Genomic DNA, 21,275 nt, shown 5'->3' on the forward strand with positions numbered 1-21,275 from the left:
ATCTGCCAAAATTACGTTATTTATATAAAAGAATAAAGGAAAGAAAGAATATTTTGCTTAATTCCTGCCGAATCTAACACATTTTGTATCGGTATGATGTAAAAAGAAAAGTTATCGCGTGTTTTGCCGCTACAAGCGGACATGATTGCATTTTTAATTTCTTCCGGGCTGCCCGAATACTTGAATATATCAGAAAGTTCTTCATTGCTCAGACGTTCGAGTACGCCATCCGAGCACATGAACAAATAATCACCTGCCTTGATATCGTCCAAAAGCACGACATCGGCCTCCGTAGGATGGTTCGTTCCTTGAATAGCCCGTATGATCACATTACGCTGCGGGTGGTGTGCAGCCTCTTCGCGGGTGATTTTTCCTAATTCCACCAACGAATTGACCAATGAATGATCTTTCGTCCGGAACAAGATTTCTCCCTTCCGGAAATGGTAAATCCGGCTGTCCCCCACATGCGCCAAGGTTATACCGGTCGTGCCCAAAAAGGTCATGGTCAGAGTGGTAGCCATTCCTTTGGCTTCCGGATGAATCGCCACATAGTCATCAAAACGTGCTTCGGTATAACGAATAGCTTTATTTATGAAATCGGCACTCGGCTCACCTTCACGAAAAGTCGAGAAAAAAGTCTGGAAGGACTCGCAGGCCAACGAGCTTGCAATCTCCCCTTTTTCAGCGCCGCCGACACCATCACACACCAAAAATAAATTTTGATTGGAGTTTGCCGTTTCCGGCAGAGGATAGATGGAATCTTCGTTATTCAACCTGCCTCCTTTTTCGCTGACTGCCCAAGGTTTGCCGATCGTTATATTCATAGCATAGACTATTTTTATTCATTAAACCGGAGAACTGTACGACCGATAATAATTTCATCATTATTATTGAGTATGACAATTTCTCCATTCTCTAAGTAATTGCTATTATATAACGTATGATTTTTACTATTATTGTCAGAAAGATAATGTTTATAGCCTCCTTTGGCATCTTTTTTTACTTCAATCCGAATATGTTCACGGCTCATTGATTTATCGGCCGTCACAATACCGATCGTAGCAGTGGATGCATTGGATTTTCGTCCGATGACATAGACACCTTCCTGAAGGGGGAAGGTTTGCTCCGGCGTATCAGCATTTGCAATTACAGAGAGACGTCCGGTTGTCATACGAAGAGGCTGTATCAGAACCGTTTCCGATTCGGATGCGACACTTCCTTTCTCCATCGACAGCAAAGAGACAGGAATCGGTTGTTTGCACTTCGGGCATTTGAAAGAGGTGATATCGAGGGGAATTTTCCCCTCGTCTACCTTTAACCCAACATGGCAATGTGGACATTTAACGGAAATCATAAAATAAACGATATATCAGATCCGTCAATATCGGTTGAATATGTGTCCAGCATGTCTGCATCGGACAACATAACAGTGTCGTCAGATAATGTAATAAAATCGGAAGCATCAATACTTTCGTCAATCATTACAACATCCGACAAGTCGTTTCCCCCGTCCACATCCACGATAACAGCGTCGGTCAGCATTGCCTCGTCGCTGTCTAAAGTCACGAATGTGTAATCCTCTTCTTGCATAAAATGTTATAATTAAATTTTCTGGAAACAAAAGTAAGGAAACCGGTTGACATCCGAACATAAAATAGTGCCTTATAATCAAATGTTTGGGTTTACTGTACGAAAGTGTTACTTTTAGTATATGAAACGGAATCCTATTCGCTTACCCATTTTGCCTTACAAGAGGGCATCGGGCATTGTTTTTTGTTGCGTAATGATTCCCAGGGTATTTCACCTAAAAACGTTCCGCACTTGGGACAAACATAGTCGATTTTGAATTGATTGGTCAAATCTTGCAGCAGTTGCGGGATCTTGGCCGACTGCTTCGCACCCAGATAGATCCCTACCGTCGGGGCGCAGATCGTGATAAACAGGCTCAATCCGAACAATTCCGGACTCCCTTTTCCAAGAAAACCGATCACAACTCCCACTACACCGGGAAGAGCAAACGGAAGAGATTGGAACAGTCTGGTTTTAAATTGATTAGAAGACTGAATCTTAACCTTTGCTTGAATGTAATGATCGTAAACCTGCTTCAACGCTGCAAATTCCTCGCTATAATCATTGTTGGACTTCAAGGCTTCGGATATGTTTAACACATAATTATCTCCCAGCTTGATCGTATCGCTGGGAGTAACATGTTTCTTAACGATCTGGGCACCATTGACAAATGTCCCGTTTGTCGACCCCAAATCTTCAAGCAGCCAACATCCCCCCTCTTCACGGACCAGTTTTGCATGATACCGGCTCACATGAGGGTCGTTTATTACAAAATCATTATCGTTCGCTTTTCCAATCTTAATGATCATTCCGTAACAGCTTTTGGTTCTTCAGGTTTTCCCATTTCCTTTTCGAGCGTATCTTTCAGCACCTTCAAAGGATCTTTGGATATCACCAGTTCTCTCGGTTTGCCATCCTGCGTCAGCAATAAAAGCTTCTGCTTAGGCAAATTTATCTGCAGGATGTGATTTTTATTGATAATATGGCTTTTGCCTACACGCATCAAGATTGCGTTACAGCCAGCCACCTGTTTCTCCAATATTTCTTCAATTTTTCCTATATTGATTGCAAATGTGAATTGAATTCCGTTGGATAATAGTAATTTGGTGTAATTTCTATCTGCTTCAAAATAGAGGATCTGCCCTATTTTGATACGCAATAATTCATCTCTTGTCTTAATTATTAAATACCGCTCCATACGTAGATATTGTTTATATTCGTTCATCATCAGAAAACAAATGTACACTATTTTGTGATTCCTTCGGTACTTTTTCACATAAATTATTTTCGAAAGCCATCGGATGCTATGATAAAATAAGAATTCCATGCCCATGATTTGAGCTTGAAACAGAACCGATTTACAATTCTGCTTCCAAGTGGTTTGCCGGGCACTTCTACAAGCAATATTTAGTGAACGCAAGACTTGCTCAAACAAGAAATGTTCATTAAATTTGCACTGTTCACGAATTTATGAACAGTGTATAAACAATGAACAAAAGAATATAAATATGGGAACTGACTATATGGAATTATTTCATGAAGCTATTAATAACTTGAAAGTAGCAACAGGAAATGACAATATTGCCATTAATGATAAAATGGATAAATCCGTTTGCATTAATGGCATAGGATTTTGTTGTGAAATCAAGAAAACCATAAGCAACGCCAATATCTTTTCTGTCATAGATGGTATCAAGAACGATGAAGGTATGCCTATGATTTTAATAACCAACAAACTCTACCCTAAGTTAGCCAATACTCTTGCGGATAATCACATAAACTGGATAGACAAGGCAGGTAATTGTGACATCAGGCATGAAAATCTAACCATCAAGATTGCCGGACAAAAAAATACAACCTCTGGTAGTGCAAGCACTGTTTCCAAAATAAGTGAGACAAACATCAAACTTATCTTGTTCTTCCTGCAGAATCCCGAAAGCATAAACTGGTCATATCGTGAAATTCAGGAAAAAGTCGGATTATCTCTTGGTACTATCACAAAAGCTTTTGACCTGTTGAAGACGAAGCGATACTTAGTGCAAACCGATAAGGGAAGACGGATTGCTAAGCGTGAAGAGCTTATTGAGTGGTGGCAACAACAGTACAATGAGTTCTTGAAGCCTAAATTACTCATTAATCGGATGAGCTTCCGTACTCCGGACGCCAGAAAGAAATGGAAAGAAATGATACTTCCCGAAGGAATGTATTGGGGAGGCGATTGCGGTGCCAATTTAGTGGACAAGTATTTGATTCCGGGCGAATTTGAAATTTATTCCGAGGTTGTGAGCTCATTACTTCTTCGGACTGGTGCGGTAATGCCTGACCCTAATGGAGAAATACGTATTTACAAGAAATTTTGGATAGGAAATGACAAAGAAAATCTTGCCCCTACCTTAGTTATATATGCAGACTTGATGGGCACCGGTGATAGTCGATGCCGTGAAGCCGCTTTAAGAATCAAAGAAAATGGAATATAAAATTACGCGAGACACATTACAAAATAATCTGCTTTATGACACCCTTGAGGCATTGAGCAGAGTGATGAAAGGGCTTCAACTGGATGTGTATGTTGTAGGCGCATTGGCAAGAGACATTGCTATGGAAATTCTTAAAATGCCGCCTTCGCCTCGAAGAACGGTCGACCTTGATGTGGCAATCGCATTGAAGGATTGGAGCCAGTTTGATTTATTGAAGAAACATTTACTGGGAAACCATTTCATTAAAGGGAAACCCAAACAGCGATTTTATTACAAAGGAGCAGCTGGTAACAATGATTATGAAATCGACATCGTACCTTTTGGAGAATTGGAAGCTGACGAGAAAGTGGCATGGCCACCTGAAGGCAATCCGGAAATGTCGGTCAAATGCTTCAAAGATGTAATGAGCATAGCCGATACAGTTATAATCGATGATGCTATTACTATAAAGATGGCTCCTTTGTCCGGACAATTTCTAATAAAGTTTGACACTTGGCTCGATAGGCATTTGCTTACTGACAAAGATGTTGCCGATATGCTCTATATAATGGATAACTTCTATTTGGCATATGTTTCATTCAAGCAACCCATTCCTAACGAAGTTCAAGATACAAGTGAAAACTTTGACCTCTTGACTGGTGGAGCCAGATGGATTGCCTGTGAAATGAGGGATTTTCTTACTAAAGAACATCTTCGATTCTATACCGACCAACTACAAGAACAGATTGAGTTGGATGAAAGTAGTCCATTAATCAACTCTATGAGTAGCAGATACTCCGGAAGCGGTGCGCATCAAATTGTCAGAAATGCACTTATTGGAATGGTTGAAGTATTAAAGAAAGGAGAAAGCGATGAAGATAGATAGTTTTTCAATAGAAGGTATACATTATTCTAACGAAGATAGTTTGTCTGTCCACCAATTAACCCCCAATAAGGCTGTAGCAGTATTGGCAGACGGTATGGGTGGCTTAACCCTTGGCAAGGAAGCGGCAGATCTGATTGTAAATGCAATCTCTACCTTTATTTGTGAGCATGTAGAAAAATTGCCTGTTCAAGATTTGTTAGGCAAAGCGTTGGAATATGCCGATGAAGTTATTTGTCAAAAGAGCATGGAAACTCACTGCAAAATGGGAGCAGCTGTTGCTATAGCCTTCATTGATGGCAATAACATTCACTATACTTGGCAAGGTAATGTCAGAATCAACCTTTTCGATCACGATAAAGCAGAACAATTAACCACAGACCATATCTTGGATGCTGGATATGGCAAGTATCTGCTTACCAGATGTATAAAAGGCGCAGGCATAAGAGCAGATATACCCTATCAATGCAGGGAAGTTGATGCAGGAAATGTACTTCTTCTTTGTACTGACGGATTCTACAAGCAAACAGAAGTCAATCAAATGTCAGACACAACATTTCTTATAAACAAGGAATATGAAGACGATACTTCTCTCATAAAGATAGTCTTATAATGGCAATGCCAAGTATAGGCTGCTGTTTATATTTTCTTCAATGCTATGTCACGCTCTTCATCATTATATTCCGCTATCGCACTTCTTATGCGATCAAATGAACGAACCGCCTGAAAACAGATTAGGCTGTAATGCCTTATTTACAAGTTATTACAGCCTAATTCAATAACTAAGTCGAAACTACCGTTATTCCTCTATCGCTGCCTGTGCCGCCGCGATACGTGCGATCGGAACGCGGAACGGTGAACAGGATACATAGTTCAATCCTACTTTGTGGCAGAACTTCACAGAGGAAGGTTCACCGCCATGCTCGCCGCAGATACCGCATTTCAAGTCCGGACGGATGGCACGGCCCTTTTCGGTAGCCATACGGACCAATTGTCCCACTCCATTTTGATCGAGCACCTGGAACGGATCGACTTTCAGGATCTTCTTTTCCAGATAAACAGGAAGGAAGGAAGCGATATCGTCGCGAGAGTAGCCGAAGGTCATCTGTGTCAAGTCGTTTGTACCGAACGAGAAGAACTCGGCAGAAGAAGCAATACGGTCGGCAGTCAAAGCCGCACGCGGAATTTCGATCATCGTACCGACCTTGAAGTCGATGCTGTCTCCCATTTCTTCGAACAGCTGTGCGGCAGCTTTACGGATCACTTTTTCCTGTTCCTTGAATTCGTATAAGATACCTGTCAGCGGCACCATGATTTCAGGTTTGGCTTCGATGCCTTCTTTCTTCAGTTCAAGGGCGGCTCCCAAAATAGCGCGCGTCTGCATTTCCGTGATTTCAGGATATGTATTACCTAAACGGCAACCACGGTGTCCCAACATCGGGTTATGTTCGCAAAGCGATTCCACGCGTTTCTGAATTTCTTTGACCGATACGCCCATTGCTTCCGCCATTTCTTCCTGGCCTTTCAGATCATGAGGGACGAACTCGTGCAAAGGAGGATCGAGCAGACGTACGGTTACCGGACAACCTGCCATTGCTTTAAAGATGCCCTTGAAATCATCTTTCTGATAAGGCAGTATCTTTTCCAATGCTTCTTTGCGTCCTTTCGCATCTTCCGCCAAGATCATTTCACGCATGGCCTTGATCTTTTCACCTTCGAAGAACATGTGTTCCGTGCGGCACAAACCGATACCTACGGCTCCGAATTTGCGTGCAATCGTGGCATCGTGCGGAGTATCGGCATTCGTGCGTACCTGCAACTTCGTATATTTATCAGCCAGCGTCATCAACTCGGCAAAATCGCCGGACAGTTCGGCGGCCTTCGTCTCTACTTTTCCGACATAAACCGTACCGGTCGTACCGTTGATAGAGATATAGTCGCCTTCTTTCAGCTTAACGCCATCGACTTCGACAGTCTTATTCTTATAATCGATTTCCAAAGCTCCGGCACCGGACACGCAGCATTTACCCATACCGCGAGCAACAACGGCTGCGTGCGAAGTCATACCGCCGCGAGCAGTCAGGATACCTTCGGCAACGGCCATACCTGCCAAATCTTCAGGCGATGTTTCGATACGGACCATTACGACTTTTTTGCCGTCAGCGTGCCATTTCGCTGCATCCTCGGCAAAGAACACGATCTGTCCCGTAGCGGCTCCCGGAGAAGCAGGCAGACCTTTCACCCAGACTTTCGCCTGTTTTTCGGCCACCTTGTCGAATACCGGGTGGAGCAGTTCGTCCAGCTTGTTCGGTTCGATACGTTTCAATGCGGTTTTCTCGTCAATCATACCCTGATGCAACAAGTCGATTGCGATCTTCACCATTGCGGCACCGGTACGTTTCCCGTTACGGGTTTGCAGGAACCACAGTTTTCCCTCCTGCACGGTGAATTCCATATCCTGCATATCATGATAATGGTTTTCCAGCTTTGTCTGCAGTTCGTCCAGTTGTTTATAGATTTCCGGCATGGCTTCTTCCATCGAAGGATATTTAGCTACGCGGTCTTCTTCTGAAATACCGGCGCGTTCCGCCCAACGCTGCGAACCGATCTTGGTGATCTGCTGCGGTGTACGGATACCAGCCACAACGTCTTCGCCTTGTGCGTTGATCAAGTATTCGCCATTGAAGAGGTCTTCTCCGTTACCGGCATCGCGAGAGAAACATACACCGGTGGCGGAAGTATCGCCCATATTACCGAACACCATAGCCTGCACACTGACAGCCGTACCCCATTCGGCAGGAATCCCTTCCATCTTACGATAGAGGATGGCACGTTCGTTCATCCAGCTGTCAAACACAGCGCAGATGGCGCCCCAAAGCTGTTCATAGGCGGAAGTCGGGAAATCTTTACCGGTCTGAGTCTTGACAGCCGCTTTGAATTTAGCGACCAGTACCTTCAGGTCTTCCACATCCAGCTCATTGTCCAGCTTAACGCCTTTCGCTTCCTTGACTTCTTCGATGATGGCTTCAAACGGATCGATGTCTTCCTTGTTGGTCGGTTTCATACCCAACACGACGTCTCCGTACATCTGTACGAAACGGCGATATGAATCCCATGCAAACCGAGGATTGTTCGTCTTACGGCTCAATCCTTCCACCACTTCATCGTTCAAACCCAAGTTCAGGATCGTGTCCATCATACCCGGCATAGACGCACGTGCACCGGAACGGACGGATACCAACAACGGATTGGCAACATCTCCAAACTTTGAATTCATCAACGTCTCGATATTGGCGATTGCCTTTTCAACGTCTGATTTCAACAGTTCAACCACTTTGTCTTTTCCTAAATCATAGTATTCGGAACATACTTCAGTGGTAATGGTAAATCCCGGAGGAACCGGAACACCAATCAGATTCATTTCGGCAAGGTTAGCCCCTTTGCCCCCCAGCAGATTTCTCATATCCGCTCTACCTTCGGCTTTTCCATTTCCGAACGTGTAAACTCTTTTTCTTTCCATATTCGACAGTATTTAATTTTAGATTTTAGTTTTGCTATCTCCAGATTGCAATGCTGCAAATATATGCTATTTAAAGATCGCATTTGCATGTATGGTTAATTAATTTTAGATGTTTTACAACTCTTTTTTACCATCATATCCGGTTAATTACTACATTTGCGTGCGGGAATTTTTAAAGCCTAAAAGAAACAGCCTGTATTCCGAAAGCATTCTGTCAGACTTTCGGAATACAGGCTGTTTAATATCAGGGCATTACACCGTATTCGTCACTTCTCGATCCGAATACGTGCATCAACGGCAAACAGCCCGCGCTGGGTGGCAACAAGCGGATTGATGTCCATCTCCTTGATTTCGGATGCAAAGCGGAGCAAGGTGGACAGGCGGACTATGATATCCGCATATTGCTGTTCATCCACTCCCTGCTGGCCGCGCGTACCTTTTATAATAGGATAACCGCGCAAAGAACGGATCATGGAATAAGTCTCGTCATACGACAAAGGCGACAGGCCATACGACACGTCTTTCAGCACTTCAACAAAAATGCCTCCCAGACCGCAAAGCACGACATGACCGAAACGATCTTCATACTTGGCCCCTAAGAACAACTCCTGCCCTTTCAACATCGGCTGTACCATGACGGCCTTTACATCCGGCAAACGCATCATCCGTTCATATTCGAAAATCAGATGTTCTTCACTGCGGATATTCAGGGCGACGCCACCCATATCGCTCTTATGTATAGGGCCGACAACCTTGGCTACAACCGGGAACTTCACCCTCTTGGCGAAAGCAACCAGTTCGTCGCGGTCGGTCGATGTGAATTCTTCCACCAAAGGAATGTGAGCCGCTTTCAATAAGGTACGGACTTCTTCGGGATTCAAATAGCCGCTGCCCGGCAAACGGTCGATAATACGGCGGACTTCGGGAACATCGACGCCATACAACTGGATATCCGTGCTCATCGGTTTCGGCGTATTGATCACACGTGAAAGGGCCGTCCCAAGCGTCACTTCATCCGAAAAGTTCACATGCCCTTTCTTCACGAAGCTTTTCACTTCCGGACCAGCCGTTACGATGGATGGCAATACCGGGAAAATCGGTTTCTTGCACTCTTCCATTTTCTTATGAAGCACTTCGTAAGTATCGTATAGTTTTACCAATCCCGGACTGCCGAAGATAACCATCATCAGGTCGATGTCTTCAAAGCGATTTTCACAGAAATCGATAGCGGTGGCAAGATGTTCGGGCGTACCTGTACCGATGATATCGATCGGATTGCCGACGGCGGCTCCCGGATAAAGCTTGGATTTCAATTCCGCGGCAAGCGGGCCGTCCAGTTTGGGGACGTTCAGCCGTCCCTTTTCCAAGGCATCCGCCAGCATGACGGCAGGACCTCCGGCATGCGTGATGATCGCACAGTTCTTGCCTTTCACTTCTTTCAATGTAAAGATGCTGGCAACGGTCGTCAACTCTTCACGGCTGAAACAACGCACGATGCCGGCTTTGCGGAACAGGGCTTCCACTGCCGAATCCGAACTGGCGATCGCTCCCGTGTGGGAAGATGCGGCACGTTTGCCGACATCCGTGCTGCCCGCTTTGATGGCTGCGATATGACAGCCTTTGCGGATCAGGGAAGAAGCATGGTACAAGAGCTTGTCCGGATTTTTGATCTGCTCGATATAAAGCATCTTTATTTTAGAGTCAAGGACCGGGTCGAAGTTGCGGTCCATATATTCGATCACTTCTTCCACTCCGATCTGCTTGGAGTTGCCGACAGACCATACCGAAGAAAAACGAAGTCCTTTCGTCAATGCCGATTCGATAATGAAAAGCGCCGTACCGCCGGAACTGGAAACGAAATCGACTCCGTCCGCATGAAATTCGGGAATCGGCTGGGTAAAGACGCCATGATAATGCATATTCATCAAACCGATGCAGTTCGGGCCGATCAATGAAGCACCGGCTTCGTTAATACTCTTCAGCATCTGTTCTTCCAGGACCGCCCCTTCAGGCGTTTCCTCTCCGAAACCGGCCGAAATGACGATGAACGCCTTTACGTTTTTTTGTTTGGCAAGCACATCCACCGCTTCCGGGCAGGCCGGACCGGGAATGGAGATGACTGCCAGTTCCGTCTCCGGGATATCGTGCACCGAATGATAGGATTTCAGGCCCTGCACATCGTCCTCTTTGGCGTTTACGACATACAGATCGCCTTTATACTTCCCGTCCAGCAGATTACGGACCAAACGGCCACCCGGTTTATGCACATTATTGGATCCTCCCACCACAACGATGCTCTGAGGATTAATTAATTCTCGGTTAATCATGACATTTTGATTAATTTGGTTCAATGAATGGGAACAAATATAGTTTATTTATCCGTTTATCCATTAAATCCGGGGTAAATTATTTACATTTTGCACATTCTTCCACCAACCAATCGTACCAGGCATCCATTCCCGTGCCTTTTGTCGCAGACACTTCGAATATTTGCAAGTGATGGTTTACCTTCAAGGCATTATTCCGTAGCGTCTGCACATCCGTGTCCAGATAAGGCGCCAGATCGACTTTGTTGATCACGCAGATATCCGCTTCCAGAAAGATATGGGGATATTTCAACGGTTTGTCGTCCCCTTCGGTAGTACTGACGATAACGACTTTCTTCGCTTCTCCCAGATCGAACATGGCAGGGCAGACGAGGTTACCTACGTTTTCCACAAACAGGAGAGAGCCGTCGGACGGATTCAGGTGCTTGACGGCATGATTCACCATATCGGCCTCCAGATGGCAACCGGTTCCGGTATTGACCTGGAAAACGGGGACGTCAAGGGCGGCAATGCGGTCGGCATCGTTCGAGGTCTGCTGGTCTCCTTCGATGACGCAGATTTGCGAGGGCAATCCGCGAACCGCACCGGAGTTCAACCGGCGTATCGTTTCTTCCAGCAAGGTCGTCTTGCCGGAGCCCGGCGAACTCATCAGGTTCAGGCAGAAAATATGTTTCGCCTCGAAATAGCCTCTGTTACGTTCGGCCAGCAGATTGTTGCGCTGGAGGATATCCTGTTCCAGCGTTATTACTTTTCCTTCATCGTGATGATGGTGATGATGTTCATGTCCGTGTTCATGATCATGGTCATGATGATGTTCGTGATGATGATGCTCTCCGCATCCGCAAGTTCCACACATAAGCGTTTGTCTTTTTATTTTATAACAATTGATTTGATCCGAAGTTCCCGCCCCTTTGTGATATTTATCAGATAAGAGCCACAATTGGGGCAGGGAGAAAACAAATTCCCGACAGGAAAGACCGTTTCGCAATCGCTGCACTGTCCTTCCCCGTCTATATAGCGGCGGGTTATCTTTGCCTTTTCGAGCAAAGTGCCTTTCACTGCACTTTCCATAGCAAACTCCAATGTCTGCAACTCCACTCCGGCAAGACGGCCAATCTCGAGTTCAACTTCTTCTATCTGCGAAGAATGATGTTCGCGGGCCTGTTGTTCGGATAGCTGAACAATACTTTGAGCGATCGATAATTCATGCATACCTGTTTTTTTTATTGTTTCATACCGGTGAAAATAAATTTTCATGCGGGAGAAACTTTTGTTTCATGCTAGTGAAAATAAATTTTCATGCCTATGGAAAAGGTGGAAATTTATTTTCAATTGTCCAATGGCTGCGATGCGGCAATTGCCAGTTGCCCGACCGATATGCCTCCGTCGTTGCAGGGAATACGTCCCGGCACGAACAGCGGGATACCGGCGTCGGCAAACATGCGCTGCAATTGTTCCGTCAAACGCCTGTTCTGGAAACAGCCGCCGGAGACCACGACTTTGTCCGCTCCGGTCTGCTTTCTGAACGTTTCAGCCTGCTCCACCAGGAGCCATGCCAACGTATTATGGAAACGGGCGGATAGTTCCGCAACCGGGATTCCGGCTGCAAGATCCTCCAATATCCCATCCAATACGGGACGCATGGAAATAGACTCCCCTTTCATTATAACAGAATAACGGCTTTGATGTTCATCGGAAGCCAGTTGTTCCAACTTGACGGGAGCTTCCGCCTGATGCGTGGAAATATCGCAGACACCCAGTAAGGACGAGACGGCATCGAACAGCCGGCCCGCACTGGATGTATAAGGCGTATTAACCCCTTTCTCCATCATCTTCAGAAGCATTTGTATCTTCGCTTCCCCTACCCGTTCCTTGAAACCGGCAGGAAAAGGGATCTCATTTCCGTAATAGTGCCACAGGCAGGCGACCGCCATGCGCCAAGGCTCGGTCGAGGCCTTATCCCCGCCGGGAAGCGGTACATATTCCAGATGCGAAAGCCGTTTATAGGTCCGGCGGTCACAAAGGAAAATCTCGCCGCCCCAGGCTTTGCCGTCATCTCCCAATCCCGTTCCGTCGAGGACAAGCGCGATTACCGGCTCGTCCAACCCGTATTCCAACATGCAGGCGGCAGCGTGCGCATGATGATGCTGCACATGCAACAGCGGGAGATGCAGATCCGACGCGTAGCGTTCCGCTTCACGCGAAGAAAGATAGTCAGGATGCAGATCGCAGACCAAAAGGGACGGCCGGAAACGGAAAAGATGCTGAAAACGTTCGAGCGACTCCTTATAGAACCGGTACGTCTCCCAATTCTTCAGGTCGCCGATATACTGGCTTTGCAGAATCGTTTCTCCCTTTCCCAAGGCAAACGTATTTACCTTTTCGGCCCCGAAAGCCAGGATTCCTTCAACCGGAACATCGGCAAAGAACGGTTCCGGCACATATCCCCGTGAGCGGCGTATCAAACAGGGCTGACCGCCGCAGACCTGTAGCACCGAGTCGTCCACGCGGTTATGGATATCCCGGTTATGATGGAGCAAAAGGGGGACTTTGCCGGCCAGTTGCCTTTCTGCCTCTTCGGGGGTAATGGCTATCGGGCATTCGCTGATATTGCCGCTCGTCACCACCAATGCCGGTATGCCCGATTGTTCGAACCAATCGGAATGGATCGGCATATAAGGGAGCATGCAGCCCAACGTCTCCATCCCGGGATTGACAGCCGGAGCCAACGGCCGGATTTGTTTCACCAGGACGATCGGGCGGCGCCAGGAAAGCAAGGACGCTTCTTCCGCCTCATTCAAGGAAGCGTAGCGGCCGGCACTCTCCGGATCCGGGAACATGACGGCAAAAGGTTTGCCATCCCGCATCTTGATCTCCCGGAGGCGGGCGACCGCCTTTTCGTTTTCCGCGTCACAGATCAGGTGATATCCGCCTATCCCTTTCGCGGCAATCACCTCGCCTTCCCGGAGCAGGCGGGAAGACAAGGCGAGCAGTTCCGCATAGTCCGTAATCTTTACCTTATTATATAATGTATAGTAGGACGGCCCGCAACGATTGCAGGCAACAGGTTCGGCATGGAAACGCCGGTCACTGACCCTCGTGTATTCTTTCCGGCAATCCGGGCACATCGGGAAAGCCGACATCGTCGTCTGGCTCCTGTCATATGGCAGGTCGCGGATGATGGAAAAGCGCGGGCCGCAGTGCGTACAATTGATAAACGGATATTGCAGGCGGTGCGGTTGCGTCTTCCGGTCACGCAGGCATTCGGGACAGACGGCAATATCGGGCGCGACCTGTGTCACTTCGTCCGATTCCGAACGGCTGGGAGTAATACGAAAGCCGGTATAGGGATTTTCTGTTCCGATTCTTTCCGAAACGGTTATCCGGCGGATAGATGCCACAACCGGATGTTCACGACGGATGCGTTCGATGAAAAGATCCCGCTGTCCGGGAGTCAGGACGGCCCGGATGCAGACTCCGTTATTCCGGTTGTCCACTTCCCCGCATATCCCCATTTCGCTGGCTATCCGATAGATAAACGGGCGGAAGCCTACTCCCTGCACTAAACCTTGGACGGTCAGGACCGATATGGCAACTTCCTCTTCTTTCATCTTCTTCATTTACGTTTTGACAAATGTAATCCCTTTCCGAGGAATACACAAACATGCCGGATGGCAATTTTCTATAGCCTTTATAAATTATATCTATTCGAAAGATAAATATAAATGTGTGATATCGTACATTTCTTCAGAACATATTGCCTACTTTTGAAGTTAGATAAATATAACAAAGATTTTACTAATATGTGTCTTGCAATACCCGGAAGAATAGTAAGCATCGACGACTCCGTCCCTGAGCTGAAAATGGCCAGAGTGGATTTTAGCGGAATCGTGAAGAATATATGTGTCCAGTGGGTCGACGTATCCATCGGCGACTATGTGCTGGCCCATGCCGGTATGGCTATCTCCGTCGTCAATGCGGAGGAAGCGGAAGAGACGCTGGAAGACTTGAAGAGATTGACAATTGACTGTTAAATACGAATCAAATTGTCCATTGCCATGAAATACATAGACGAATACAAAGATAAAGAGCAAGTGCAATCGCTCGTCCGGGCTATCCGGCAGGTAGTGACGCGGCCCTGGCATATCATGGAGATATGCGGAGGACAGACGCATGCCATCGCCCGCTACCGCCTGGAGGAGATGCTGCCGGAGGAAGTCAAGCTGCTTCACGGGCCGGGCTGTCCGGTCTGCGTCACTCCGGTCGGAATCATCGACCGGGCACTGGAACTGGCCAAACAGCCGGATGTCATACTGGCTTCTTTCGGCGATATGATGCGCGTACCGGGGAGCCGGGAAGACCTGTTGCAGGTCAAGGCCCGCGGGGCGGATATCCGTATGTTGTATTCACCGTTGGATGCCGTCAGCCTGGCCGCCGATCATCCTGACAAGAGAATCGTATTCTTTGCGATCGGTTTTGAAACGACGGCCCCCGTGCATATAATGGCATTAAAGGAGGCCATGCGGAGGAAGTTGGAAAACTTCTACCTGCTGACCTCCCTGTTCACTGTGCCGCCCGCTATAGAAGCGATCCTGTCCGATCCCGAATCGCGTGTCGACGGCTTCCTGACGGCGGGACATGTCTGCGCCATCACCGGAAACGGGGCGTATCATCTCCTCGCCGAAAAATATAAAACACCGATGGTCGTGACGGGATTCGAACCGGCCGACCTGCTTTTAGGCATTTACCGTTGCCTGCTTCAACTGGAAGCCGGTATCTATAAGGTAGAGAATGCTTATAAACGCGCCGTACCCGAAGAAGGGAATCCGGCGGCCCGCGCCTTGATGGAAGAGATGTTGGAACTTTGCGACCAGGAGTGGCGGGGCATCGGAATTGTCCCGCAAAGCGGATTACGGTTGAAAGAGACCTTTGCACGGCATGACGCCTCACGCCTTCTCTCCGCGCCCGGCGCGGTCGGTAAAACCGGAGATGAGTGGGCGGATCAAGCCCGCCATGACAAAAAAACGTCGGGCGCGGGAAAGAGGCAGTGCATCGCCGGTGCTATTATGCGAGGGACGAAACAAACGAAAGACTGCCCCTTCTTCGGAACGCTCTGTACCCCGGATCATCCGGTCGGTGCGCCGATGGTTTCATCGGAAGGGGTTTGTGCAGCTTACTATAGATATAAATAGAATCAGAGAATATGATAACGACAAATTGCCCCATTCCTCTATCCGATACCGATTGCGTGCTGCTGGCGCACGGCGGTGGCGGACGGATGACACACCAGCTGATAAGCAGCATCTTCTATCCTGCTTTCCGCAATCCTTTGTTGGAACAAGACCATGACGGATGCGTCTTCCGGGTAGAAGCCGGACGGATGGCCTGCTCGACCGATTCGTTCGTGGTAGACCCCGTCTTCTTTCCCGGCGGCGACATAGGCGACCTGGCTGTCAACGGCACGGTGAACGACCTGGCTTGTTGCGGCGCCCGTCCGCTCTACCTGACCGCCGGGTTCATACTCGAAGAGGGTTTGCCTCTCGCCGACCTGCGGCGAATCGTCTTGTCGATGAAAGCGGCTGCCGAACATGCCGGCGTGCAGATCGTCGCCGGCGACACGAAAGTGGTGGAAAGGGGCAAATGCGACAAGCTCTTCATCAACACAAGCGGCATCGGCATCGTTCCCGAAGGTATCCGCATTGCTCCTGAGAGGGCGCAGCCCGGCGATGCGGTCATCTGTAGCGGACCGATCGGCGTGCATGGCATCACCATCCTTTCCGCCCGCGAAAGTCTGGGTTTTGAAACAAATCTGAAAAGTGATACAGCTTCGTTAAACAATATGATTGGCGAGTTGTTAAAATACATAGAGGAAATCCATGTCCTGCGCGATCCGACACGCGGCGGCGTAAGCGGCACGTTGAACGAGATTGCCCAGGCTGCCGGTGTGGAAATCGTCCTGGATGAAGCCTCTCTCCCCATCCCCGATGCCGTGCGCGGCGCTTCGGAGATCTTAGGGCTCGATCCGCTCTATGTCGCCAACGAAGGGCTGGTGCTGGTGATCCTTCCGGAAGAAAAGGCCGAACAGGCGCTTGCCATCATGCAAAACTGCCCGGAAGGGAAGAACGCCGCCATCATCGGCCGTATTCAGGAAAAGGGCCATCCTTTGGTTAAAATGAAAACGCAGTATGGGAACTACCGGATTGTCGATATGCTCAGCGGAGAGCAGTTGCCGAGGATATGCTGACGCCGGCTTCGACACCTGAAGCGAACGGGCGATCGGCACCTGTGTCAACCGAGGCTCCCCTACCCGTGTCAACCGAGGGACTCCTACCAGTGTCAACCGAGGCTTCGACACAGGTATCAACCGAGGCTTTGACACCATGCGGACTAATAAATGTTAAAACATTAACAAGTTAAGATATGGAAAATAAAAGACCGTCTATCTACGAAGAATGCCTGGAGAAAGGCATCTCCCGCCGGGATTTCCTGAAATTCTGTACCACCGTCGCCGCCCTGATCGGACTCGAATCCAGCGGTGTGGCACAAGTAGTAAAAGCACTGGAAACGAAGCCCCGGCTCCCTGTCATCTGGCTTCACTTGCAGGAATGCACCTGCTGTAGCGAATCGTTCATCCGCTCTTATCATCCCACGGTAGGCAACCTGCTGTTCGATAATATCTCGCTCGACTACACGGAAACGCTGATGGCCGCCTCCGGCTTCCAGGCCGAAGCCTGCAAGGAGGAGACCATGAAGAAGTATTGGGGTGAATACATCCTGATGATCGAAGGTTCCATTCCGACCAAAGACGAGGCGTATTGCTGCGTCGGCGGAAAGAGCGCCATGCAGATCGTCGAGGAGTGTGCCGAAGGGGCCAAAGCCATCATTGCGTGGGGCAACTGCGCATCCGCCGGTTGCGTGCAGGCTGCCAATCCGAACCCCACCGGGGCAAAAGCCATCCACAAGCTGATCAAAGGCAAACCGCTGATGAACGTGCAGGGCTGCCCTCCCATCGCCGATGTCATGACGGGCGTCATTGTCTATATGCTGACCTACGACCGGATGCCGCAGCTCGACGCCCTCGGACGCCCGAAGATGTTCTATAGCCGCCGCGTGCACGATACCTGTTACCGCCGCGCCAATTTCGATGCCGGCCTGTTTGTCGAAAGTTTCGACGACGAGAATGCGAAAAAGGGATACTGCCTGTACAAGGTCGGCTGCAAAGGGCCGAATACCTATAATGCCTGCGGGATCATCAAATGGAACGAAAGCACCAGTTACCCGATCCAGAGCGGACATCCCTGCCTGGGCTGTAGCGAGGCGGGGTTCTGGGACATGAGTCCTTTCTACAAGCGGTTGCCTGATGTGCACGGTTTCGGTATCGAAGCGACTGCCGACCAGATCGGCCTGGCTGTCGGTGCCGCCACGGTTGCCGGTATCGCCGTGCATGCCGTAGCCACCAATATCCGTAAGAAAGAGTTGATCGACAACGACGAGCCCGAAAGCAAGTCGACCATCTGATCCCCATTTCTTAATTATTAATTCTTACTTATTAATTCAAAAAAGCCATGTCAGAAAGAATAGTAGTAGATCCGCTTACCCGTATAGAAGGCCATCTCCGGATCGAGGCCGATATCGAGAACGGAAAGATCAAAGACGCCTATAGCTCCGGCACGATGGTGCGCGGAATCGAGACGATCGTGAAAGACCGTGACCCGCGTGACGCCTGGGTGTTCGTAGGGCGCGTTTGCGGGGTGTGCACCTCCATCCATTCGCTTTGTTCCGTACGGGCGGTGGAGAATGCGTTCGATATCGTCATCCCGCCTAACGCACAGATGGTGCGCAACATCATGACTGCCGTGCTGTACATGCACGACCATGTCGTCCATTTCTACCAGTTGCACGCGCTCGACTGGGTGGATGTCGTTTCCGCCCTCAAAGCCGATCCGGCCGAGGCTTCGGCTCTCGCCCGTAAATTATCTCCCTGGCCGAAAAGCTCCACCGGCTATTTCACGGCGCTGAAAGAACGGCTCACGAAGTTCGTGGGGAGCGGGCAGCTTGGTATCTTCGCCAACGGGTATTGGGGGCATCCGGCCTATAAGCTGACTCCCGAACAGAACCTGATCGCAGTCGCCCACTATCTCGAAGCCCTCGAATGGCAGAAGGAAATCGTCAAGGTACATGCCGTGTTCGGCGGTAAGAATCCGCATCCGAACTACCTCGTAGGCGGTATGCCGTGCAGCATCGACCTGAACGAAGCCAACGCGATCAACACCGAACGCCTGGACCTGGTCAAGCAGAAGTTGCAGGAGGCGAAGACCTTCATCGACCAGGTGTATATCCCCGACCTGCTGATGATCGCCAATGTCTATAAAGACGAATGGAGCAAGTTGGGAGGCGGCGTGAAGAACTACCTCGCCTACGGGGATTTCCCGATGTACGAATACGGGGAGACGGACAACTACAAGATGCCGCGCGGGATCGTCCTCGACCGCGACCTGTCGAAGGTGCATCCGGTCGATGCCAACTCTCCGGAAGAAATAAAAGAGTATATCTACCACTCCTGGTATAACTATTCGCAGGGAGATAAAGCCGGCCTGCACCCGTACGACGGCGAAACGAACTTGAACTATACAGGTCCCCGTCCCCCCTACACGCACCTGAACGTCGAGGATAAATACAGCTGGATCAAGACGCCGCGCTGGAAGGAGGAACCGATGGAAGTAGGTCCGCTCGCCCGCATGATCGTTGCCTATGCCGCCGGCAAGGAACCGCAGAAATCATTGATCGACGACACGTTGAAGCAACTCGACCTGCCGGCGGAAGCGCTCTTCTCCACGCTCGGACGCACGGCTGCCCGCGGATTGGAAACGAAGCTCACGGCCGATTGGGCGCTTGAGTTTTACGACCGCCTGATCAAGAACCTCGAAAACGGCGACTCGCGCATGGTCAACCATTACATGTGGGAAAGCGAAGCATGGCCGAAACATGCCCAGGGCGTCGGCCTGACGGAAGCGCCCCGCGGTGCTTTGGCCCATTTTATCGTGATCGAGAACAACAAGGTGAAGAACTACCAGATGGTCGTACCGACTACCTGGAACGCTTCTCCACGTGACGAAATTGGCAAACTGTCCGCTTATGAATCAGCCCTGATCGGTACGCCGATACATGATCCGAAGCAGCCGTTGGAGATTCTCCGTACCATCCACTCGTTCGACCCCTGTCTGGCATGTGCCGTGCACCTGTATGACGAAGAGGGGAAATATGTGCATCAAATGGATACGTTCTAAAAAAACAGTTCAATGAAAAGTCGTAAGAAACGTTTAAGAGAAGTATATGTATGGGAGCTTCCCGTGCGTATCTACCACTGGCTGAATGCACTTTGTATCGTGATACTCTGCATCACCGGTTTTATCATAGCCGACCCGCCTGCCATCATGACGGAGACGGAGGCGAACTTCAGCTACTGGTTCGGCACGGTGCGCTTCATCCATTTCGTGGCGGCGTTCGTGTTCTTCTTCAACTTCGTGTTCCGCCTGTACTGGGGGTTCGTCGGGAACCGGTATGCACGCTGGAACAACTTCATCCCGCTGAAAAAGTCGCAGTGGAAGGAGATTCTCGAAGTGATCAAGGTGGATATCCTGATGATCAAGAACAAGCCGGTGGACAGTATCGGGCATAATGCGCTGGCAAGCGTCATCTACTTCGGTACGTTCTGGGCGTTCCTGCTGCAATCCATTACCGGGTTCGGCCTGTATGCCAAGATGAGCGAATCGGCTTTCCCGCAGTTGTTCGCCTGGACGGTTCCCCTGATGGGCGGCGACCTGATGGCTCGCGAGATCCATCATTTCCTGATGTGGTTTTTCATCCTTTTCGCCATCGTGCATGTTTACCTGGTGTTCTACCACGACTATATCGAACAGCGCGGTGAGACCTCCTCCATCATCGGCGGCTGGAAGTTCATCGAAGAAGAGATTGCCGACAAGGAAGAGGTAACGGAAAATGCAGAAGTCATCACCAAATCCGCCCGCAAGAATGAATAAGGACATCTTGGTACTGGGTGTCGGCAACCTGCTGTTGAAAGACGAAGGAGTCGGCATCCATGTCATAAAAGCACTCGAAAAGGAAGAACTCCCTCCTAACGTCTCCCTGATGGACGGCGGCACGGGCGGGCTGCATCTGATAAGCTGGATACAGGATTACAATCGGATCATCATGGTCGACGCCACTCTCGATCGGAATCCTCCGGGGACGATCCGCCTGATCCGCCCCCGCTATGCGACAGACTTTCCGCCTCTGATGAGTGCGCATGAAATCGGCCTCCGCGACATGATCGAAGCGATGATTTTAACAGAGAAGCTGCCGGATATACAACTGATCGTCGTCTCGGCCGAAGACATCAGCGAGGTCGGAATGGAACTGACCCCTGTGGTCGAAGCGGCTGTTCCCGAAGTGGTGGAAATGATAAAACAGATTATAAAAGATCCCATAGAACGCTGAGAACCCTCAAAAAAAAGAGCTGC

At 49.1% G+C, this 21,275-nt stretch carries 20 protein-coding genes; 10 read left to right on the plus strand and 10 right to left on the minus strand.

The features are described 5' to 3' along the window. Window positions 1–20 precede the first annotated feature (20 nt). The 5 genes from ACW6QF_RS13490 to ACW6QF_RS13510 form a co-directional block, all read right to left on the minus strand. Window positions 21–824, minus strand: coding sequence for a PP2C family protein-serine/threonine phosphatase (locus ACW6QF_RS13490; RefSeq protein ID WP_456088211.1), 804 nt, complete (start codon window positions 822–824; stop codon window positions 21–23). A 14-nt stretch (window positions 825–838) separates the two neighbouring features. Next, window positions 839–1,354: an FHA domain-containing protein gene (locus ACW6QF_RS13495; RefSeq protein WP_298549442.1), complete on the minus strand. Its 516-nt coding sequence runs from the start codon at window positions 1,352–1,354 to the stop codon at window positions 839–841. Next, window positions 1,351–1,590, minus strand: a complete 240-nt coding sequence (locus ACW6QF_RS13500) for a hypothetical protein (RefSeq protein ID WP_298549443.1) — start codon at window positions 1,588–1,590, stop codon at window positions 1,351–1,353. The genes ACW6QF_RS13495 and ACW6QF_RS13500 overlap by 4 nt, the downstream gene beginning before the upstream one ends. Window positions 1,591–1,724: 134 nt before the next feature. Then, window positions 1,725–2,378: an FHA domain-containing protein gene (locus ACW6QF_RS13505; RefSeq protein ID WP_298549445.1), complete on the minus strand. Its 654-nt coding sequence runs from the start codon at window positions 2,376–2,378 to the stop codon at window positions 1,725–1,727. Further along, window positions 2,375–2,767 (minus strand): LytTR family DNA-binding domain-containing protein, encoded by a 393-nt coding sequence (locus ACW6QF_RS13510; RefSeq protein ID WP_115497672.1) that lies wholly within the window; start codon window positions 2,765–2,767, stop codon window positions 2,375–2,377. Before ACW6QF_RS13510 ends, ACW6QF_RS13505 begins: the two co-directional genes overlap by 4 nt. A gap of 310 nt (window positions 2,768–3,077) precedes the next feature. Here ACW6QF_RS13510 and ACW6QF_RS13515 point away from each other — a divergent pair, with 310 nt between their 5' ends. From ACW6QF_RS13515 to ACW6QF_RS13525, 3 genes are read left to right on the plus strand one after another with little or no spacing between them, the layout of a single operon-like run. Further along, on the plus strand, window positions 3,078–4,046 hold the full coding sequence (locus ACW6QF_RS13515; RefSeq protein WP_456088212.1) for a type IV toxin-antitoxin system AbiEi family antitoxin: 969 nt from the start codon (window positions 3,078–3,080) through the stop codon (window positions 4,044–4,046). Beyond that, window positions 4,036–4,911 carry a hypothetical protein gene (locus ACW6QF_RS13520; protein ID WP_456088213.1) on the plus strand — a complete coding sequence of 292 codons (876 nt, stop codon included), beginning with the start codon at window positions 4,036–4,038 and terminating at the stop codon, window positions 4,909–4,911. The genes ACW6QF_RS13515 and ACW6QF_RS13520 overlap by 11 nt, the downstream gene beginning before the upstream one ends. Further along, a complete protein-coding gene (locus ACW6QF_RS13525; RefSeq protein WP_456088214.1) occupies window positions 4,898–5,521 on the plus strand; it encodes a PP2C family protein-serine/threonine phosphatase in 624 nt (207 codons plus the stop codon). Before ACW6QF_RS13520 ends, ACW6QF_RS13525 begins: the two co-directional genes overlap by 14 nt. Window positions 5,522–5,707: 186 nt before the next feature. On the opposite strand, the gene ppdK is transcribed toward ACW6QF_RS13525, so the two are convergent. From ppdK to hypF, 5 genes are all read right to left on the minus strand, one after another. Further along, window positions 5,708–8,428 carry a pyruvate, phosphate dikinase gene (ppdK, locus tag ACW6QF_RS13530; RefSeq protein ID WP_298549453.1) on the minus strand — a complete coding sequence of 907 codons (2,721 nt, stop codon included), beginning with the start codon at window positions 8,426–8,428 and terminating at the stop codon, window positions 5,708–5,710. Window positions 8,429–8,694: 266 nt separating this feature from the next. After that, window positions 8,695–10,755, minus strand: coding sequence for an acetate--CoA ligase family protein (locus ACW6QF_RS13535; protein WP_298549454.1), 2,061 nt, complete (start codon window positions 10,753–10,755; stop codon window positions 8,695–8,697). A 79-nt stretch (window positions 10,756–10,834) separates the two neighbouring features. Continuing rightward, window positions 10,835–11,611: a hydrogenase nickel incorporation protein HypB gene (gene hypB, locus ACW6QF_RS13540; RefSeq protein ID WP_456088215.1), complete on the minus strand. Its 777-nt coding sequence runs from the start codon at window positions 11,609–11,611 to the stop codon at window positions 10,835–10,837. Window positions 11,612–11,625: 14 nt separating this feature from the next. After that, the gene (hypA, locus tag ACW6QF_RS13545; RefSeq protein ID WP_298549458.1) at window positions 11,626–11,967 is read right to left on the minus strand and encodes a hydrogenase maturation nickel metallochaperone HypA; all 342 of its coding nucleotides are present in this window, start codon (window positions 11,965–11,967) and stop codon (window positions 11,626–11,628) included. A 116-nt stretch (window positions 11,968–12,083) separates the two neighbouring features. Next, on the minus strand, window positions 12,084–14,366 hold the full coding sequence (hypF, locus tag ACW6QF_RS13550; RefSeq protein ID WP_456088232.1) for a carbamoyltransferase HypF: 2,283 nt from the start codon (window positions 14,364–14,366) through the stop codon (window positions 12,084–12,086). 192 nt (window positions 14,367–14,558) lie between these two features. On the opposite strand from hypF, the gene ACW6QF_RS13555 reads away from it, so the two are divergent. From ACW6QF_RS13555 to ACW6QF_RS13585, 7 genes are all read left to right on the plus strand, one after another. Then, the gene (locus ACW6QF_RS13555) at window positions 14,559–14,789 is read left to right on the plus strand and encodes a HypC/HybG/HupF family hydrogenase formation chaperone (protein WP_456088216.1); all 231 of its coding nucleotides are present in this window, start codon (window positions 14,559–14,561) and stop codon (window positions 14,787–14,789) included. Between the two features lie 24 nt (window positions 14,790–14,813). Beyond that, window positions 14,814–15,947, plus strand: coding sequence for a hydrogenase formation protein HypD (gene hypD / locus ACW6QF_RS13560; RefSeq protein WP_456088217.1), 1,134 nt, complete (start codon window positions 14,814–14,816; stop codon window positions 15,945–15,947). 11 nt (window positions 15,948–15,958) lie between these two features. Further along, complete coding sequence (gene hypE / locus ACW6QF_RS13565; protein ID WP_298549462.1) at window positions 15,959–16,999, plus strand: hydrogenase expression/formation protein HypE; 1,041 nt, start codon at window positions 15,959–15,961, stop codon at window positions 16,997–16,999. A gap of 176 nt (window positions 17,000–17,175) precedes the next feature. Beyond that, window positions 17,176–18,273, plus strand: a complete 1,098-nt coding sequence (locus ACW6QF_RS13570; protein WP_456088218.1) for a hydrogenase small subunit — start codon at window positions 17,176–17,178, stop codon at window positions 18,271–18,273. A gap of 47 nt (window positions 18,274–18,320) precedes the next feature. Then, window positions 18,321–20,042 carry a nickel-dependent hydrogenase large subunit gene (locus ACW6QF_RS13575; protein ID WP_456088219.1) on the plus strand — a complete coding sequence of 574 codons (1,722 nt, stop codon included), beginning with the start codon at window positions 18,321–18,323 and terminating at the stop codon, window positions 20,040–20,042. 12 nt (window positions 20,043–20,054) lie between these two features. Further along, entirely contained in the window at window positions 20,055–20,795 is a 741-nt protein-coding gene (cybH, locus tag ACW6QF_RS13580) for a Ni/Fe-hydrogenase, b-type cytochrome subunit (RefSeq protein WP_298549467.1), read from the plus strand. Continuing rightward, on the plus strand, window positions 20,788–21,252 hold the full coding sequence (locus tag ACW6QF_RS13585; protein WP_456088220.1) for a hydrogenase maturation protease: 465 nt from the start codon (window positions 20,788–20,790) through the stop codon (window positions 21,250–21,252). The genes cybH and ACW6QF_RS13585 overlap by 8 nt, the downstream gene beginning before the upstream one ends. Window positions 21,253–21,275: the final 23 nt, after the last annotated feature.

The organism is Parabacteroides sp., assembly GCF_977054455.1.

Bases quoted from the DNA above. Each gene is read 5' to 3' on its own strand.
- ACW6QF_RS13490 (WP_456088211.1), bottom strand. From the start codon at position 824: ATGAATATAACGATCGGCAAACCTTGGGCAGTCAGCGAAAAAGGAGGC.
- ACW6QF_RS13495 (WP_298549442.1), bottom strand. From the start codon at position 1,354: ATGATTTCCGTTAAATGTCCACATTGCCATGTTGGGTTAAAGGTAGAC.
- ACW6QF_RS13500 (WP_298549443.1), bottom strand. From the start codon at position 1,590: ATGCAAGAAGAGGATTACACATTCGTGACTTTAGACAGCGACGAGGCA.
- ACW6QF_RS13505 (WP_298549445.1), bottom strand. From the start codon at position 2,378: ATGATCATTAAGATTGGAAAAGCGAACGATAATGATTTTGTAATAAAC.
- ACW6QF_RS13510 (WP_115497672.1), bottom strand. From the start codon at position 2,767: ATGGAGCGGTATTTAATAATTAAGACAAGAGATGAATTATTGCGTATC.
- ACW6QF_RS13515 (WP_456088212.1), top strand. From the start codon at position 3,078: ATGGGAACTGACTATATGGAATTATTTCATGAAGCTATTAATAACTTG.
- ACW6QF_RS13520 (WP_456088213.1), top strand. From the start codon at position 4,036: ATGGAATATAAAATTACGCGAGACACATTACAAAATAATCTGCTTTAT.
- ACW6QF_RS13525 (WP_456088214.1), top strand. From the start codon at position 4,898: ATGAAGATAGATAGTTTTTCAATAGAAGGTATACATTATTCTAACGAA.
- ppdK (WP_298549453.1), bottom strand. From the start codon at position 8,428: ATGGAAAGAAAAAGAGTTTACACGTTCGGAAATGGAAAAGCCGAAGGT.
- ACW6QF_RS13535 (WP_298549454.1), bottom strand. From the start codon at position 10,755: ATGATTAACCGAGAATTAATTAATCCTCAGAGCATCGTTGTGGTGGGA.
- hypB (WP_456088215.1), bottom strand. From the start codon at position 11,611: ATGTGTGGAACTTGCGGATGCGGAGAGCATCATCATCACGAACATCAT.
- hypA (WP_298549458.1), bottom strand. From the start codon at position 11,967: ATGCATGAATTATCGATCGCTCAAAGTATTGTTCAGCTATCCGAACAA.
- hypF (WP_456088232.1), bottom strand. From the start codon at position 14,366: ATGAAAGAAGAGGAAGTTGCCATATCGGTCCTGACCGTCCAAGGTTTA.
- ACW6QF_RS13555 (WP_456088216.1), top strand. From the start codon at position 14,559: ATGTGTCTTGCAATACCCGGAAGAATAGTAAGCATCGACGACTCCGTC.
- hypD (WP_456088217.1), top strand. From the start codon at position 14,814: ATGAAATACATAGACGAATACAAAGATAAAGAGCAAGTGCAATCGCTC.
- hypE (WP_298549462.1), top strand. From the start codon at position 15,959: ATGATAACGACAAATTGCCCCATTCCTCTATCCGATACCGATTGCGTG.
- ACW6QF_RS13570 (WP_456088218.1), top strand. From the start codon at position 17,176: ATGGAAAATAAAAGACCGTCTATCTACGAAGAATGCCTGGAGAAAGGC.
- ACW6QF_RS13575 (WP_456088219.1), top strand. From the start codon at position 18,321: ATGTCAGAAAGAATAGTAGTAGATCCGCTTACCCGTATAGAAGGCCAT.
- cybH (WP_298549467.1), top strand. From the start codon at position 20,055: ATGAAAAGTCGTAAGAAACGTTTAAGAGAAGTATATGTATGGGAGCTT.
- ACW6QF_RS13585 (WP_456088220.1), top strand. From the start codon at position 20,788: ATGAATAAGGACATCTTGGTACTGGGTGTCGGCAACCTGCTGTTGAAA.